Origin of the sequence: Bradyrhizobium sp. NC92 (assembly GCF_025200865.1) — a bacterium.
Taxonomy (GTDB): Bacteria; Pseudomonadota; Alphaproteobacteria; order Rhizobiales; family Xanthobacteraceae; genus Bradyrhizobium.
This window is the reverse complement of record NZ_CP104171.1, coordinates 6,009,405-6,026,424: the sequence shown is the minus strand read 5'-3', so window position 1 is coordinate 6,026,424 and position 17,020 is coordinate 6,009,405. Positions and strand designations below refer to the sequence as shown.

General features: G+C 63.3%; 15 protein-coding genes. 8 read left to right on the top strand and 7 right to left on the bottom strand.

Annotated features, from left to right (window positions below; all coding sequences use genetic code 11):
• Nucleotides 1–12: 12 nt before the first annotated feature.
• The 5 genes from N2602_RS28455 to N2602_RS28435 form a co-directional block, all read right to left on the bottom strand.
• Complete coding sequence (locus tag N2602_RS28455; protein WP_172785552.1) at nucleotides 13–966, bottom strand: sugar-binding protein; 954 nt, start codon at nucleotides 964–966, stop codon at nucleotides 13–15.
• A gap of 428 nt (nucleotides 967–1,394) precedes the next feature.
• Nucleotides 1,395–2,306 (bottom strand): MBL fold metallo-hydrolase, encoded by a 912-nt coding sequence (locus tag N2602_RS28450; protein WP_260380154.1) that lies wholly within the window; start codon nucleotides 2,304–2,306, stop codon nucleotides 1,395–1,397.
• Nucleotides 2,307–2,389: 83 nt separating this feature from the next.
• Complete coding sequence (locus N2602_RS28445) at nucleotides 2,390–3,595, bottom strand: NAD(P)/FAD-dependent oxidoreductase (RefSeq protein ID WP_260380153.1); 1,206 nt, start codon at nucleotides 3,593–3,595, stop codon at nucleotides 2,390–2,392.
• 123 nt (nucleotides 3,596–3,718) lie between these two features.
• Nucleotides 3,719–3,991, bottom strand: coding sequence for a hypothetical protein (locus N2602_RS28440; protein WP_260380152.1), 273 nt, complete (start codon nucleotides 3,989–3,991; stop codon nucleotides 3,719–3,721).
• Nucleotides 3,992–4,088: 97 nt separating this feature from the next.
• Complete coding sequence (locus tag N2602_RS28435; protein ID WP_260380151.1) at nucleotides 4,089–5,048, bottom strand: AraC family transcriptional regulator; 960 nt, start codon at nucleotides 5,046–5,048, stop codon at nucleotides 4,089–4,091.
• 309 nt (nucleotides 5,049–5,357) lie between these two features.
• On the opposite strand from N2602_RS28435, the gene N2602_RS28430 reads away from it, so the two are divergent.
• The 3 genes from N2602_RS28430 to N2602_RS28420 all read left to right on the top strand — a co-directional run bounded on the left by N2602_RS28430 (nucleotide 5,358) and on the right by N2602_RS28420 (nucleotide 9,867).
• Nucleotides 5,358–5,543, top strand: a complete 186-nt coding sequence (locus N2602_RS28430) for a hypothetical protein (protein ID WP_260380150.1) — start codon at nucleotides 5,358–5,360, stop codon at nucleotides 5,541–5,543.
• Between the two features lie 44 nt (nucleotides 5,544–5,587).
• Nucleotides 5,588–5,995 carry a hypothetical protein gene (locus tag N2602_RS28425; RefSeq protein ID WP_172785546.1) on the top strand — a complete coding sequence of 136 codons (408 nt, stop codon included), beginning with the start codon at nucleotides 5,588–5,590 and terminating at the stop codon, nucleotides 5,993–5,995.
• Between the two features lie 440 nt (nucleotides 5,996–6,435).
• A complete protein-coding gene (locus tag N2602_RS28420; RefSeq protein WP_260380149.1) occupies nucleotides 6,436–9,867 on the top strand; it encodes a patatin-like protein in 3,432 nt (1,143 codons plus the stop codon).
• 73 nt (nucleotides 9,868–9,940) lie between these two features.
• On the opposite strand, the gene N2602_RS28415 is transcribed toward N2602_RS28420, so the two are convergent.
• Nucleotides 9,941–10,621, bottom strand: a complete 681-nt coding sequence (locus N2602_RS28415; RefSeq protein WP_246570757.1) for a GntR family transcriptional regulator — start codon at nucleotides 10,619–10,621, stop codon at nucleotides 9,941–9,943.
• Nucleotides 10,622–10,756: 135 nt separating this feature from the next.
• Between N2602_RS28415 and N2602_RS28410 the strand changes: the two genes are divergently transcribed.
• The 4 genes from N2602_RS28410 (at nucleotide 10,757) to N2602_RS28395 (ending at nucleotide 15,174) form a co-directional block, all read left to right on the top strand.
• On the top strand, nucleotides 10,757–11,656 hold the full coding sequence (locus tag N2602_RS28410; RefSeq protein ID WP_260380148.1) for a VOC family protein: 900 nt from the start codon (nucleotides 10,757–10,759) through the stop codon (nucleotides 11,654–11,656).
• Nucleotides 11,653–13,269, top strand: coding sequence for a bifunctional 3-(3-hydroxy-phenyl)propionate/3-hydroxycinnamic acid hydroxylase (locus N2602_RS28405; RefSeq protein WP_260380147.1), 1,617 nt, complete (start codon nucleotides 11,653–11,655; stop codon nucleotides 13,267–13,269). Before N2602_RS28410 ends, N2602_RS28405 begins: the two co-directional genes overlap by 4 nt.
• Entirely contained in the window at nucleotides 13,266–14,111 is an 846-nt protein-coding gene (locus N2602_RS28400; RefSeq protein ID WP_260380146.1) for a fumarylacetoacetate hydrolase family protein, read from the top strand. Before N2602_RS28405 ends, N2602_RS28400 begins: the two co-directional genes overlap by 4 nt.
• An 85-nt stretch (nucleotides 14,112–14,196) precedes the next feature.
• Complete coding sequence (locus N2602_RS28395) at nucleotides 14,197–15,174, top strand: tripartite tricarboxylate transporter substrate binding protein (RefSeq protein ID WP_260380145.1); 978 nt, start codon at nucleotides 14,197–14,199, stop codon at nucleotides 15,172–15,174.
• 173 nt (nucleotides 15,175–15,347) lie between these two features.
• On the opposite strand, the gene N2602_RS28390 is transcribed toward N2602_RS28395, so the two are convergent.
• Entirely contained in the window at nucleotides 15,348–15,920 is a 573-nt protein-coding gene (locus N2602_RS28390) for a nuclear transport factor 2 family protein (RefSeq protein WP_260380144.1), read from the bottom strand.
• Nucleotides 15,921–16,002: 82 nt separating this feature from the next.
• Between N2602_RS28390 and N2602_RS28385 the strand changes: the two genes are divergently transcribed.
• On the top strand, nucleotides 16,003–16,956 hold the full coding sequence (locus N2602_RS28385) for a LysR family transcriptional regulator (RefSeq protein ID WP_260380143.1): 954 nt from the start codon (nucleotides 16,003–16,005) through the stop codon (nucleotides 16,954–16,956).
• Nucleotides 16,957–17,020 lie beyond the last annotated feature (64 nt).

Below are 17,020 nucleotides of genomic sequence, written 5' to 3'. Positions count from 1 at the left end.
CGCGGATATCTCCTACTTTTTCAGCATCTGCTTCATCGAGGCCATGAACTCGTCGACATTCGCCTTTTCGATGACCTTGCCGGGCACGATGATGATGCCGTTGGCCGGAATGCCGGACTTGTTGCCGCCGATGTAGTTCGCCATCAGCTTCATGCCCTGATAGCCCCACTCGAACGGCTGCTGCACCACCGTGCCGACGATGCTGCCTTCCTTGACGCCGCCGAGCGTGATCGGATCCTCGTCAAAGCCGATGATCTTGATCTTGTCGAGCTTGCCGGCCTCCTTGAGCACCTCGTAGATCCGCGGCGTATTGTAGGAGTAGAAGCCGACGAGGCAGCTCACATCGGGCATGGCCGCGAGGATGTCCTCGACATTGCGCTTGGCGCGGGTCTGGTCGATCTCGTCGCCGCGAACGTCGACGAGCTCGACCTTCGAGCCCTTGATCGTCTCCTTCACGCCTTCGATGCGCTCGCGCGCATTGTCGGCGCCGGGCAGGCCGACGAAGCCGACGCATTTGCCGCCGTTCGGCAGCGCCTTGACCATCAGCTTTCCTGCCTCCTTGCCGAGGTCGGTGTTGGAAGAGCCGATATAGGCCACGCGCTTGGATTGCGGCGCGTCGCTGTCGGTGGTGAACAGCACCGTCTGGGACGCAACCTTGTTGAGGTGCTCGGTCTGGTTCTTCGGATCGACAGCGCTGACCATGATGCCGGCGGCACCGGCGGCGACGAGGTCGTCCATCACGCGCTGCTGCACGGCGGCCGCAGCCTGTTCCGGATATTTGAACTGGAGCTCGTAGTTGGGCAACTCGCCCTGCGCCTTCTTCATCCCGGCCTCGGCGATCTTCCAGAAGTCGGATGCGCCATTGACGACGAAGGCCAGAACCTTCTTGTCCGCCGCATCGGCCGAGCCGAACCCCGCTGCAATCGCGAAGGCAATAGACGCACCTGCAACCAAGAGACGCTGCATATCATCCTCCCCTAAGGCGGTCGGCCCTTTTTGATGGCCAACTCTGCTTGAGCCCAGATTGGGCGCATGCCTCACCCCCGGCGGCGCGGCAATCGGCCGCCACCCGCATCGTTGCGGCAGAGGCGGGTCACCGACCCGGCCGGCGAGGTGAAATGAGGCGCGTACCTCAAGCTAGCAGAAGCCCGCGGGGCGCGCAATTGGAAGCAACGGTCCGGACGCCAACCTCGGCGCTGAGGTGATGTCGTGCCTCACGAGATGAGGCGGCATGCGCTCGCCAATGGCTCACCACATGCAAAATCAGACTGCGTTATCAAGTAGGTCCGCGCTCGGTCAGCCCGGCACGGCCAAGGGCATTCGTTCTGAGTTGCAGCAGGCGCTGACGCCTCCTCCTCCCAAAGGAGGAGAAGGAAGCGCAGCGTCCACTCGGCTCAGTAGTCCCAGAACACCGGCACCCAGCGGAAGGCGTCGCCATCCACCGCGACCCGTCCGACCGACGGGAACGGCAGGTGCGTGGCCACCAGCATCTCGCCAGTCTTGGCAAGCTCCTGCAGAAGACGGGTACGCACGCGCGCCGCCTCCTCGGGATCGTGTTCGAAACCGTTGTGCCAGTCGGGCTGGTCGAACCCGACGGCGAACACGGCGTCGCCGGCAAACGTCAGCGCCTCGCCGCCGGACGCGATGCGAACCACGCTGTGCCCGGGAGTGTGACCGCCGGTGCGCCGTGCGACGACGCCCGGCGCAACCTCGTGCGCCTCATCGAACGGCCTGAGCTGACTGCCATAGGCTTTCACGAACTGCTTGGCGGTCGCCCGCAGCGCATCGGGGAAGCCCTGAGGCATGTTGGTGTGAGAGAAATCAGGTGCTTCCCAGAACTTGACCTCCGCCGCCGCGACGTGGATCCGCAGGTCGGGGCGCAGCCGCTGCTTCACACCGTCGACGAGCAACCCGCCGATGTGGTCCATGTGCATGTGGGTGAGCACCAGATCGGTCACGGAGGAAAGATCGATGCCGGCCGCCTCCAGTCGCTTGATCAACTGCCCGGCCCGCGGCAAGTGCAAGTTCGGGTCGGAGCCGAGGCCGGCGTCAATGAGAATGGTCTTGCCGCGGCTTCGCACCATGACCGCATTCAGTGCCCAGTCGAAAGCATCAGGCGGCAGGAACATGTCACGCAGCCAGGCCGCACGCTCGGCCGGGGCGGCGTTGTGCGCCAACATGGTGGTCGGCAGCGGCAGAACGCCGTCGCTGACCACGAGCACGTCGATCTCACCGATCTTGAGCGCGTAGCGCGACGGCACGAGCTCTTCGGGTTTCGCGGCGTATGAGGTGTTGTGGAGGTTCATGTTGTTCTCCTGTTTCATGCTGCTGGCTGATCTTGTTGATCAGGCCGCGCAGCCAGGGAGCGCGGCCGTCATGGCGTCGTGCGTTAGAGGCTGGTCACGCGTTCCGGATCGGCCGATGCGAGCGCGGCGGCGCGTTCGGCCTTCGGCGGATAGATCCAGACGGTGTTGATCTCTTGCTTGGTCTTCTTGGCGACGTCGCCGACCATCTCGACCTTGCGCTCCCAGCCGCGCGTGAACAGTGCGCCGGCTTCGCCGAGATCGAGACAGGTGACGTAGGCCCTCTGGTGGTACGGCCTGGTCGGAACGCCGAGCAGTTCGGCGGCGGCATTGTTGCCGGCAAAGGCGCCCATCCGCGTGGCGTGCTGGCACGACATCAGCGCGTAATTGCCCTCGTCGTCGCAGGCGGCACGGGCCGCATCGCCGGTTGCGAAGACGCCCTCGACGCCTGGCACCCGCAAACAGGGGTCGACCAGCAACCGGCCGAAATTGTCGCGCTCGGCGGGAATCTGGCTCGTCAAAGGGGCCGCACGAATCCCCGCCGCCCAGATCACGGTCTCAGTTTCGATGTGTTCACCGTTGGACAAGGTCACGCCGGACGCATCGAGCGAGGCCACCCCGGCGCCGAGGCGGGTTTCCACGCCGAGCTTCTGGAGTGCGCTCTCGATGACCGGCCTCGGACCTTCGCCCATGTCGGGTGCAATCGCGCTGTTGCGCTCGACGATGATGACGCGGGTCTTTGCATCCGGTCCGAGGACGGCGCGAAGCCGCGCCGGCATTTCGGTGGCCGCCTCGATGCCGGTGAAGCCGCCGCCGGCGACGACGACCGTGTCGCGTCCGTTCACGGCCGGCCGCTTGGCGAGGCCATGAAGATGCCTGTCGAGCGCAATCGCATCGTCGAGCGAATCGACGCTGAAGCCGTGCTCGGCGAGGCCCGGAATGTTCGGGCGGAACAGCCGGCTGCCGGTGGCGACCACGAGGCGATCGTAAGTGAGCATCTTCTTGGTGCCCTTCGCCGTGGCGATCCTCACTATGCGGGATTGGGTTTCCACCGTGTCGACGCTGCCCTGAACATAGGTGACGTCGATCGCCTTGAGCACATCGAGCAGCGGTGCCGTCAAGGTTTCGGGATGTTGTTCGTATAGCCGCGGGCGGACGACCAGCGTCGGCTCGGGCCCGACCAGCGCGATTTCGAGTTCGTCGGGCGAGACTCCCTGGATGTCACGCAGGCGGGCAGCGGATAGAGCGGCATACATGCCGGCGAAGCCGGCGCCGATGATGACTAGTCGCATTGGTGGTCTCCTCTGGTTGATCTTCCTGGACACGACGGCGCGTTGCCGCCGCGGCTACGGGTTCGCGGCAGGCTCTGTTGCGGTCAGCAACGGCGCCAAGGGTTGAAGCGGACTTGCGCGCGCTTAATGGAAGGGGCAGCTGGACGACTGCGAGCTCCGCGGCCAGCCCTGACGAAAGACGATGGAGGGCGGCTTGCGGCCCCAGTCCTGATGGAGAAGGCGGGGCCCGTCCCCGGTCACGACAGACAGCGCCGGATGAGCGCGTTGTATGTCGGCCTCGTCACCGGCGGCTGAAGTGAAGCGGACAGTCAGCGAAAGGCCGTACACGATTGCGGTCGCCAGACCCTTGCGTGATGAAGTGGTTGCCAGCCGCTGGACGACATCTTTCCAGATCATCATCTGTCTCCGTCGTGGGATTGGACATGATGATGGTCTAACCGATCGGGTGTGCCGCTGCCCCAGCGCGATTGCTGTCGCTATCGAGCGATTGCTGCTAGCGCATGCGCCTGCGCCAATCGCTCGGCGTCTCGCCGGTCAGCTTCCTGAACGCCGCCGCGAACGCCGTCTGCGAGGAATAGCCGAGCGCGGCAGCGATCGAGACGATCGGCTCGTCGCTCTCCCGCAGCTTGTGCATGGCCTGCTCGAGCCGGTGTTGGCGCAGCCAGGCGTGGGGCGAGAGCCCGGTGCTCTCCTTGAAGGCGCGGCAGAAGTGGAAGCGCGAGAGGCCGGCATCGGATGCCAGCGCATCGAGCGAGACGTCCGCATCGCCGTCCGAGCGCAACCGTTCGATCGCGCGGAGCAGGACCTTCGGCGCCAGCCCGCCCATGGCCGGTTGGAACGTGGCCCGCGTGCCTGTGTGCGCCGCCAGGACGCGGGTAGCGAGAAGATCCGTCACCTGATGCCGGAACAGCGCATCCAGGACCCCGTTGCCTTCGAGTGCATCCGCTGCGCTCAACAGCAGTCTCGATGTGATGGGGTCAGGGTGCGCCGTCCGCTCCAGCAGGTCGGTCGCCCCTGCGATTCCGGCTTCGCCGGCGACGCGCTTCAGTGTCGCATTCGGAAGGTAGAGCTGAACGACATCGACTGGCTTCGGAATGTCCCATCGGGAGCTCGATCCTTCCGGAATGATGATCACGACTCCGGGGCGAAACGTCCCGATCGAAACCGATTTTCCCGTCCGGCGCTCCATGCGCTGTATCACGCCGTTATACGCCATGATCACGTGGTGGCTCATGGGCTCGACGACGTCGTGCAATGGGTCGTGATTCCAGTGCGCGATGCCGGCGCCGGAGGCGTCCAAGGCCATACGGGTCGGTTCGGTCCGGAGCACCCGCGCCATCTCCGACCCGGCGGCGCGCCGCTCGGAAATCGCGACATCGGCGGGGTGTGCGCCAGGGACGGGTGGCCGGCCATTGGGCGCGGGATTGTGCCTGGATGCGGTGCTCCCGGTCATTGCGTGGCTCCTTCCGATCGCCTGCTGCCTGAGATCAGGGGTCCGTACTTGTACGGGTTGGCGCGGGTTCTATGCGGGGCCGAGGCACCGGGTCTTGCCCGAAACGGTTGTGCTTTGCCTGATCCTGCTCCAGCCGAGCGCGCGGTTTCACAAAGGCACGCTGGATGACGGCGGGCGATCGTTGCAGGCCCGCGGGCGAAGGTCGGCGGCGCCGGCCTCTTAACCGGTCAGAAACCATAGCAAATGATCTGAAAACTTTAACGAAACTGCTTGATCGTCTGTGCGTCGATGTGTCGGAGGGCCCGTCCGATGACAGAGCACCAGTTGAGAGAGCAGGAATTTTTGATCGCGCGATACCGGCATCTGGAGCGCGAGGTGACCGACCCGCTTGCCGTGCATCTGCTTCACAGCATCATCGAGGAGCTCGAGGCCGAGCTGCGCAAGGAAAAGACCGGATTGGCACGGGCCCGGTCATTAACCGTTTGTTGGCGCTAATGATGCCAATTGTCGGCGTGGGAATACCAGGGGAGGCTGCTCCCATGTTGAAGGACGGCACCTACGCGGCTTGGTACAAGACGCCGATCGATCAGGGTACCGGGATCGTCCATGTCGCAGACGGCCAGATCTGGGGCCGTGACAGCCTGATGACCTATCACGGCACCTGCCAGGTCGATGGAGATCGCTTCACTGCTATCGTGTCGACGAGGCGTCATACCGACGGTCGCGCCACCGTGTTCGGCAACGATGACGAGCTGACGCTGACGATCGAAGGAAGCTGCCCTGGCAGGATCGCGACCTACACCGCGACGGCACCTCAGGCGCCGGGCATGATCCTCCACGGAACGCTCATCCGCACGGAACAACAGCCGCCCGCACCTGAACCACCAGGGCAGATGCCGGCATTCAATCCCGACAAGCTGCCGAAATTGCCGAAGCGCTCGCGCTGAACGAGGGGCCGCCGCCGCGCCGGTCCGCATTGTACGTGCTGCTTCTTCGGCCCAGCCATGACGATCGTGAACTCCGATCCGGCACCGCCGCGTGCCAACGGTCGGGCAAATTGTCTCAGGCAGGTTCAGCGGAAATTGTCGCAATCAGGCCTGGATAGGCTTGTATCAATGGTTGCCGATAGATCATAATACAGCCGTTGCGATGGGTGGCAGGTTCGTACGAGGATCAAGCCACGCCGGTTCGATTTTGCGTCCATATGTTTCGATCGTGATTTCGAGGGCATGACCTCGATGGTGTGCGTGCAGGAGCCCGGCGCAATTTCAGTGGCGTCGTGGCAAGGGCACAATGAGCTGCTGACCGATTAGCGGGAACGTCGCGAGCCGCCATGGGTGGCCTCGCTTCGACGAATTGCGTGAAGATTTTTTGAACGAGGCGGGCGATGGAAGTTGCTGCGGCTTGTCACCCCAGGGTGGGGGATAATCTCTATTCGCGGGAGATCCGCTTCGGCATCGTGATGTATGGTGGCGTTTCGCTCGCAATCTACATCAACGGAGTTACGAATGAGCTCTACGAGATGGCGTGCGCGACGCCGAAGGAGCATGATGACCTGAATCTTCGCGGGACGCGCGAGGTCTACCGAAAGGCGTCATGGCTGCTGCGCGACGAGAACTTGCGCGCCCGCTATCTCGAGCATCTGACCATCGGCGGGCGTGACCCGTTCGCCGACATGGCCACTCTGCCGACTGGGCAACGCACACGCTTCGTGGTGGATTCGCTCGCGGGCACCTCCGCTGGCGGCATCAACGGCATTTTCCTCGCAAAAGCTCTCGTCAGCGGACAGAAGTTCGCTCCATTGAAGACGTTGTGGATCGAGGAGGGCGATATCAATCGTCTGCTCAACGACAACGCCTCCTACGAGGGGCTGGAGTTCGCCAAGACCGGTTCTGCGCCGCAGTCGCTCCTGAACAGCGATCGGATGTACGTCAAGCTTCTCGATGCCTTCGAGAAAATGGAGAAGGAGAGAGAGGGGAGGGTCGCGCCGACGGCGAGGGGCGAGTCTCAACTGGTCGACGAACTGGATCTGTACGTCACGACGACGGACATTCGAGGCGCAGTCGTGCCGTTGCGGCTGTTCGACAAGGTCGTCTATGAGCAGCGCTACAAGCAGGTCTATCACTTCCAATATGCCGCCGGGGGCGAGAACCATTTCACCGAAAGTTTCGCCCCGTTTCTTGCGTTTGCGGCGCGTTGCACGTCATCCTTCCCATTCGCATTCGAACCGATGTCCGTATCCGACGCGCAGCGCTTGTGCGACGCGCGCCAGACCGTCGGGAGCGTGAATTTCGACGCCTGGAAGCCGTTCTTCACGGGGCTGTCGATCGCGGACCTGGACGGTGACGGTTGGCGCAAGCGCGCGTTCGGCGACGGAGGCTATCTCGACAACAAGCCGTTCAGCTACGTCGTCGATGCGCTGTCATGGCGACTCGGCAGCCTACCGATGGAACGCAAGCTGATCTATGTCGAGCCGACCCCCGCTCATCCCGAGACCGAGCAGGGAAGCGCGAGCCAAAAACCCGATGCGCTCGCCAATGCGCTCTCGGCCATGCTGACAATCCCGCAGGATGAGACGATCCGCGAGGACATCGAAGCGGTGTTGGCGCGCAACAGGCGCATCGAGCGGGTCGAGCGGATTGTGCGTCAGGTCGAAGTCGACATCGAAGCGCGCAACGATGACCCCTTCGCGCGCATCGTGCTCGACGGGGACGGCAAGGTGCCTGCCTGGCGGTCGCGCGACATGCGCCATATGGTCGATTATTACGGCGTCGCGTTTCTGCCATACCGTCATCTCCGGCTGATGACCGTCACGGACGATATCGCCGATCGATTGGCCGTCTGGTGGGGCATCGACCGCCGCTCCGACCAATTTTACGCGTTGCGCGCGTTGGCGCGAGCCTGGCGCGAGGAGAATTTCTACGAATACGAGAAAGACGCCAAGGGTCGTACCGAGTCGGTCAACGCCTTTCTGGACGATTACGACGTCAAGTATCGGCTCAGGCGCACCGGGTTTATCCTGCGCAAGGTGCATCAGCTTCGAAGTCTTTTCATCAAGCCGGAGCTGCCTGGCGCCGGGAACGCCTGGTCGGATGCTGAAACACATCTCATGGAACGGTGGGACAGGCACGTGTCCCACCGGCGAATGGACACGCTGGCGCTCCTCGCGGCGTTGAACAGCCTCGCCGGCGGGCTCGGAGAAGCCATCGCCCAGCTCCGTTGCGTGACCTGGCAGTTGAAGCCCCCGGAGAACGGGTGCAGGTCGGCATGTCATGAAGAATTGATCCAGACGCTTCGTGTGATTCTTGGCCAGAAGCCGGATCCCAAATTGAAGGCGTTGACGACCAAGTCCGGTACGCCCGTGCCGCTTCCGAGCGACCTGCCGCCTCCGAGTCCGCTGCGGACGCTTCAGGAGAACGTCTTCGCCAACGCCAAGATGCTCCTCCAATATACGAGGGCCGTCGAGACGCAGCTTCAGGTCGCGCTCGAGGGCGACATTCGCGCGTTGAAAGACGGTTACGCGCCGGTGATCGGCATGGCGCCGCGCGGCCAGATGCCGCTTCCCCAGGCCCTGCTTGGAAACCCGGAGCTTCATGCCTGCGAGGAGAGCGACGAAGGCGGCCCCAAGGTCCGCGTCGCGGTCGCCAAGGTGGCCTTGCCAGGGGACGTCGATGCGCTCAACACCCCGGAGGGGACGGCGCTCCGCGAATTCCTGGCCGAATATTTCATGAGGTTCGACGAGTACGATCAGGCGAGCTTCCCGCTCTACTACGATACAGGCACCGGCGAGCCTTCGACCGTCGAGATCGTTAGGGTCAGTCCGGAGGATGCCACCAGCCTGATCGACGAACGCAATGGCCTGCGACACAAGCTCGCCGGCGTTGCCGTGCTTCACTTCGGCGCCTTTCTCGACGAGCAGTGGCGGCGCAACGACATCATGTGGGGCCGGCTGGACGGTTGCGAGCGGATACTGGCAACCCTGTTTCCTGCCGCCGAGGACAAGGTGATCAGAGACGCTCTCCTCAAGGAGGCGCAATGTACGATCATACGCGAGGAGATGAAGCCGGATAGTTACGACCAATTGGTTGACGGCTTCACAAAGGCGCTGGCGGAGCAGAAGAATGAAACGCTCGAAGGCGCCTTCGATGCCTTATGGCAAAAACTGGCGCTGACCGCGGGCGGGCAGCGCCGCACGCAGATCGCTCAGGCGCTGAAAGAGGTGCTGGGCGACCAGGGCATGCTCAACTATGTGCGCGAGTACTACAGCGTCAACCGCAGGCCCAGCACCGAGGTCGCGCTGCGGACCGGCTCACGCGCCTTGACCATTACCGGACAGATCCTCGAGCAGGCGGAACAGCACCGTCGGGGACAGCGAAGCTGGATGATGTGGGTCACAAGGGCCGGTCGCGCGGTTCAGACCCTGCTCACGATCTCGACGCCGGGCAGCCTTGGTCGAGCCGTGTTCTGCTACTGGCTGGGGCTGCTGTATGTTGTGGAATTCCTGTTCTTCGGCATTACCGCGTTGATCGGGGCGTCGGGTGCTCGCAATGTCAGCCTGATTGCTTTGGCGATCACGGCGGCCGTTCACCTGTCGATCACGATGCTGGGAGACTTCATCGCTCGGCAGGAAAAGTGGGCCAGGTGGGTGCGGTTGATCAAGGGAGGCACCCTCGGACTTGCCGTCATTGCCGGCCTGCTCATCTTCTTCGGCGTGATGGCGTTTGCCAATGGCGGTTTCGCCGGAATCAATTGTCCGGACGGACATAACGTGTTCGGCTCAGCCTTCGATCTGTTCTGTAGACCGAAGACCGGTTCATGATCCTGATACACGCCGCGTGATCCGTTGCCGAAGCGCTCGCGCTGAACGAGGGAGCCATGTCCCTGATGCGAAGCTACGCCAGCAATCCGTCGAGATCGGAATAGATGACGTCGGCCGTACGCTGATAGTGCTGCTGAAGCAGATGCACGGCCCGCTCACTGTCCCTGCCGAGAACCGCCTGAAGGATATCGGTGTGCTCGGCACCGACCTTGCGTGCCGGATAGGCCTTCGCAATCGACATCATGCGATACCGATAGAGCCGGTCGGCGAGTTGCTCGCAGAAGCCGAGCAGCGGCCGTGAGCCGCAAAGACCGATCAGCGTCGTGTGGAAGGCACGGTGCACCTTCTCCCAATCCGGATTGTCCTCGAACGTGTCGTGCTTGAGCGAGCGCGCCGTACGATCAAGCCTGTGATGCGCAACCAGCAGAGCCTCTTCCCAGGTCTGGGTCGCATTCTGCATGGACTCGCGGAGCGCCAGGCCTTCCACCCAGCATCGCGTCTTGGTCAGCTCCTGCAACTCCTCCTTGCTGACCTCCTTCACGTAGAAGCCGCGTTGCTCCATGCCGACGACGAACTCTTCGCTGGTCAGGCGGTTGAGCGCCTCGCGCAGCGGGGTCTGCCCGACATTGTACTGCTCCATCAGGAAGCGCGACTGGAGTTTGCGACCGGGCTCAAGCCGCGTCGTCAGGATGTCGGCCTTGAGGCGTGCGTAGATCGTGGTAGCCAGCGTGGCCGGTTGGCCGTCAGTGCTCATGGGCATCCCATCAGAATCTCCAGCACTTATGTACATTAGCACGGCTCGCGGCAATTATTTATAAATTTTTGCTTTACGTGGAACTTTATACATATTAAGGAGGGAGACGTTCGCGTTCCTTGGTAAGGAAGCCCAATGTCCGCCTTTCCGGTAACGGCCCTGCGCAGCGTCGAAATCACGACGCCGCAGCTTGCCGGCTCGGTCGAGTTCTACAGCAAGGTCTGGGGCCTCGACGTCGCGGCGGAAGCGGGCGACACGGTGTACCTTGCCGCGACGGGCAGCGACTTCCACGTCCTCGAGCTCACGCCGGGCGAGACGACGTCACTCCGCAAGATCAGCTTCCGCACCCGCTCGCACGACGATCTGCACCACTTGTTCGGGCGTGCGCGGCAGGCCGGCTGTGAGGTGATCAGCTCACCCGCGCCGTCGCCTGCGCCGTCAGGCGGGACAAGTTTCGTGGTTCGCGAAGCGCAGGGATGCGTCATCGAGTTCGTTCATGGCGACCGTACCAAGCCGGCGCGCGTGATCGCGGATCGCCCCGAGCGGCTGGCGCATGTCAACATCAACAGCGCCGGCATTGAAAAGCTTTCGGCCTTCTACCAGGAGACCTTGGGATTCCGGCTGTCGGATCGATCCAAGCTGATGGCGTTCCTGTGCTGCAACAGCGATCACCACGCGGTCGTGCTTGCGGAGGCTCCTCGCAACGGCCTCAATCACGTGGCTTTCCTCATGCCTGATCTCGAGTCCGTCATGCGTGCCTCCGGCCGCATGATCGATCATGGCTATCCGATCGGCTGGGGCGTTGGCCGCCACGGTCCGGGCGACAACGTGTTCGCCTATTTCGTCGATCCGGCTGGTAGCGTCATTGAATACACGGCCGAAGTCTTGCAGATCGACGACAGCTACGTCGCGAAGGGGCCGAGCGATTGGGTCTGGCCTCCGGGACGAACCGATCAATGGGGCATCGCTCCGCCCAAGTCTGACGCCTGCAAAACGGCGCAGATCGCCGTTCCCTTCGCGACGGCGCGCACATGACGGATACGGCCGGCGCCATCGACTACGACGTGCTCGTCGTCGGCTTCGGGCCGACCGGCGCCGTTGCCGCAGGCCTGCTCGGCGGCCTTGGTCATCGCACGCTGGTCATTGACCGGCTGACCGACGTGTACGACAAGCCGCGCGCGATCGCGCTCGATCACGAGATTTTCCGTCACTTTGATAATATGGGGCTCACTGATGCAATCTCGCCCTATATCGAGCCTTTCACCGCATCGGAGCATTTTGGCGTCGACGGCCAGCTGATCCGGCGAATCGACATGGTCGCAAAGCCCTATCCGCTTGGGTACACGCCGAGCATGGTGTTCAGCCAGCCCGCGGTCGAGGCCGAACTGCGCTGCCACGCGACCAGTTTTTCCAACGTGCGGGTAGAGCTCGGGGTCGAGCTGCTCGGTCTCGTGCAAACGCCCGATCGCGTCGAAGCATGCCTGAAGAACAGCGATGGACAGCACCGCTCCGTGACGGCGCGCTACGTAGTCGGCTGCGACGGCGCATCGAGCACCGTGCGTCAGATCGCAGATCTCGCGCTTGAGGACCTCATCTTCGATGAACCCTGGCTGGTGGTCGACATCCGCGTGAACGAAGACGCGCTTGCCCGACTGCCGCAATGTTCCGCGCAGTTCTGCAATCCGGCGCGCCCTGTGAGCTTCCTGATCGGCCCGAAGAACCACCGCCGCTGGGAGATCATGCTGCTGCCAGGCGAAGACGCGCGGCAGATGGAGCGGCCCGACAATGTCTGGAAGCTGCTCGCGCCATGGCTCACGCCGCATGACGGAGAATTGTGGCGGGCCGCCTCCTATCGTTTCCACGCCCTCGTCGCCGCCGAGTGGCGCAACGGCAGGATCCTGATCGCCGGCGATGCTGCGCATCAGCAGCCTCCCTTCATCGGCCAGGGTATGTGCCAGGGCTTGCGCGACGCCACGAACCTGGTCTGGAAGCTGGATCATGTGCTCAAGGGCGTCTCCTCCGACAGTCTGCTCGACAGCTACACGGTCGAACGCAAGCAGCACGTCATCGAGCTGACCGGCAAGATCAAGGCGATCGGCCAGTCGATCTGCGAACGCGATGCGGCAGCGGCCCGGCGGCGGGATGCGCAAATCCTCGCCGACGGCGGCGGCAAGCCGCTGCTGCTGACGCGGCAGGAAATCATTCCGCCGCTCCGCGCGGGATGCCTGTCACAGCACGAGATGCCCGCACGTGGCACTCTGTTTCCGCAGCCGCGCATCGCGAGCGGCCCTACCGCTCGCTTGCTGGACGATGTGACCGGGACCGGCTGGCGCGTGTTGATCGACGGCCGCAGCGATGATGCCGCTTCCATGCTCTCGCTCTGTGCCACGCGCCCGGACGTGTCGGCGGCGGCAGTCGCGCCTGCCGGCGCGGGTCTGCCAAATGCGCTTGAAGAGACCGAGGGCGTGCTCGCGAACTGGTTCGACCGCCACGGTGTCGTCGCTGCGATCGTGCGACCAGACCATTACGTTTTCGGAACCGTGCGCAATGCCTCCGAGCTAGGCGATCTCCTGCGCGAGATCGAGTTGCGTCGTCGCGACGTCCGAGCAAGACAAGATTCCCGATCTGACATGGAGAGAATACCGTGAAGCTTGCCACCGTGGCGATCGACGGCCGCACCACCTGGGGCATTGTCGAGGACGAAACCTTTTTCGATGTCGGCGCTGCACTCAAAGCGCGCTATGCCGATCTCAAGGCCGCTATCGGCGCCGACTTCGCCGGCGTTGCGGATGCAAAGCCCTCCGTCGCCGGCGTTCCGATCTCAACGGTCACCTGGCTGCCGGTCATCCCGAACCCGGACAAGATCCTGTGCGTGGGCCTGAACTACGAGACCCACCGCAAGGAGACCGGCCGCGCTGAGGTCGATCACCCCACCATTTTCTCGCGCTATGCCAACAGCCAGACCGGACATTTGCAGCCCATCGTGCGGCCGCGCGTCTCGACTGATCTCGATTTCGAAGGCGAACTCGCGGTCATCATCGGCAAGGCGGGACGTTACATCTCCCGCGCGGATGCCATGGATCATGTCGCGGGATACTCCTGCTACAATGACGGCAGCATCCGCGATTTCCAGCGTCACACCCATCAATTCACGCCAGGCAAGAATTTTCCGGATACCGGCGCGTTCGGGCCCTGGATGATGACGCCGGACGAGCTCGGCCCGCTCGGAGAGCTCAAGCTCCAGACCCGCCTCAACGGGCAAGTCATGCAGGAAGCGCTGATCAAGCAGATGATCTTCGATATCCCGCGTCAGATCGAATACTGCTCCACGTTTACGCGCCTCGAGCCCGGGGACGTCATCGTCAGCGGAACGCCGGGGGGTGTCGGTGCGCGGCGCGAGCCGCCGCTCTGGATGAAGCCTGGCGATGTCGTCGAGATCGAGGTCGAACGCCTCGGCGTGCTCAGGAATGTCGTCACAGACGAAACCTGATCGAGCGATTGCTGCCGCCGACGGCTGCGGCGTGCGAACGACCAAAAATGGCCCGCAAAGCGGGATCTCCAGGGAGGAACACCCCATGTCCGGATTATCCCGTCGTCTGCTGCTCGCCGGCGTTGCGCTTTGCTGCTCTCTTCCGGCCTTCGCGCAGTCGTGGCCGCAGCGGCCCGTGACCGTCGTCGTGCCTCAGCCGGCGGGCAACAGCCCCGACGTGATGTGTCGCCTCATCACCGAAAAGCTCTCGCGGACCTTCGGGCAGCAGTTCGTCGTCGAGAATCGTCCGGGTGCCGCAAACCTCGTCGGCACACAGGCGGTCGCCCGTGCGGCTCCGGATGGCTACACGTTCCTGTTCGCCACATCGGCGGCGCTCGTCACCAACCCCTACACGTTCAAGAAGCTCCCCTATGATCCCGTGAAAGACTTCATCCCGGTCGCGATGGTGGCCAAAAGCAATCACGTCCTTCTCGTCAATCCCGAGGTGAAGGCCAATACGCTGCCGGAATTGATCAAGCTGGAAAAATCGGCACCGGGTTCGCTAAGCCTCGCCGTCGACGGTGCGCGCAACCTCTCGGGCCTGATCGCTCAAGCCATCAACAAGAGCGCCGGGACCGGTTTTGTCCTCATCCCCTACAACACGACCACGAATGCGGTGCAGGACGCCATTTCAGGACGTATCCAGGTGACGATCCAGTCGGCATCGATCGCCGAGGCCTTCATCAAGGCGGGTACGCTGCGACCTGTTGCCGTTGCAGGTTCCAAACGGATCGACTCCCTGCCGGACGTTCCCGCGATTGCGGAGATGCTGCAAAGCGTCGATCTCCAGGGCTGGTTCATGTTCATGGCCCCGGCCGGTACTCCCGCTGACATCGTCGCGAAACTGAGCGCCGAGATTGCGCGCGCCCTGGAATCGTCCGATGTGCGCGAGCGCGCGCCGACCCTCGGCTTCGATGTCCGTGTCGGCGATGCCGTGACGGCGGCAGGCGCCAAGCGCTTCCTCGACGACCAGCTCGTCTCGTCCGGCAAGATCATCCAGGGGCTCGGCATCGAGCCTGAATAGCGCCTGGGGCAGGGGCGCTCTTCGGCATTTTTGCATCGTCAACTTCTGCCCCACTGCTTCTCAAATTCCCCTGACCCGTCATTGTACGGGCTGCAACAACCATCGCGGGGGCAGCATCACATGTCGGACAAGATCTCGCGTCAGCTCGAATCCAGCTCATCTGCGGCGCTTCGTCATTCTTCCTCTGGCCAGCCCCGGGCGAGTATCGCCGCCTGTTTCAAGGTGATGCTTCGGACCAGCGGATCCGCATGACGGTGCACGAGTTGCCAATCCGTGCCGTCCCTGCGGTAGACTTCGGTCACGCGCAGCGACCAGTCTTGAGCCGGCAACCCGCCCACCTCGGCGCGCTGGCGCTCGACCATGACGAGAACGACGAGCGCGTCCGATGCATAGGTCTGCAAAACCTCGAGGTCCGTTTTGCCTTCCCTGAAGTATCGCGATAGCGCAGCAAGGCGCTCGGGGCTGGCGTCAAATCCACGGCTTGCCGGGCCGCCGAAGGGCTGCATCAGCGTGAAATCCGGCGCAATGCCAACAAGCCTGGACCAGCGATCCATGTCGCCCCGCATGAAGGCGGCATTTTTCTGCCGAGCGCGCTCGACGAGAGCCGTTACCGCCTCGTTCTGAGCCGCCGCATCGGCCGACAGCTGAACGGACAGTGGAATTGCAGCCGTAGCGGCCATCATCGAGCGCCGCGAGATCTGCTGAGAATCTGGGCTTTTGTTCGCTCCGGGCGGTCTCCTGGTCATTTCACAGCTCCTGGTCGAATGACGTGCGAGCTCATCCATAGAGCCTTGATCCCGATGAATCCAGCGATATGATTTCAGCAACATGCTGAACCAAATTGATTTATCCAGGATCGACCTCAATCTCCTCGTGCTCTTCCGCGTGGTTTTGGAAGAGCGCCATGTGGCGCGCGCAGCCGCTCGGCTGAGCCTGACACCGTCGGCCGTCAGCCATGCGCTCGGCCGGCTCCGGCTTCTGCTGAACGATCCGCTGTTTCTGCGGACCCCGAAGGGCGTCGTTCCAACGGCACGGGCCTTGGAGCTAGGGGAGCCGGTGGCTGAGATCATCGCGCGCGTCGAACAGCTGTTCGGCTCGGCTACGCCGTTCGACCCCGAAAAGAGCAGCCGCAGGTTCACCATTGGCGCACCCGATGCGGTGCTGGTCTCGGCTACCGGTCCGCTGTTGCGATCGATCGCAGCTGCCGCGCCGCACATAGACATCGGGTTGATCCACCTGATGCCCGCGCCGCGCGACGGCGCGATCGGAGAGCCTTGGCAGCAATGCCTCGACATGCTGGAAAGACGCGAGCTGGACGTCGCAATGTTGCCGCTGCCTTCGGTATCACCGCGGTTCGAGGCGCGCAGCCTCTATGAGGAGGAGTTTGTGCTGGCCATGCGCAAGGGACATCGCTTGTCAAAAGCGCCAACCCATGCGGCCTTCGCGCAATCGCAACATCTGCTGGTCTCTCTCAGCGGTGAACCGCGCGGTTTCGTCGACGACATGTTGGCTAAGCGCGGCCTCCAACGCCGCATCGCCTTGACGGTCCCGAATTTCATGATGGCGCTTGCCCAACTTTCCGGGTCTGACCTGATCGCAGCCTTGCCGCGCCGATTGGTGGAGCACCACGCGCGCCGTTTCGGCTTGGTGTTCGTCGAGCTGCCTTTCGCGCGCAAACCGGACACGATCCGGGCCATCGCAACCAAGGCGGCGATGAGAGACGCCGGCATTGAGTGGCTGATGCAGGTCTTGGTCGGTTCAATCGGAGCAAGTCGACGCTAGAATCCACCCGCTTCTCAAATCGCCCGGAACTGTTCATTGTGCCGGCCCGAAATGAACAGAAGTG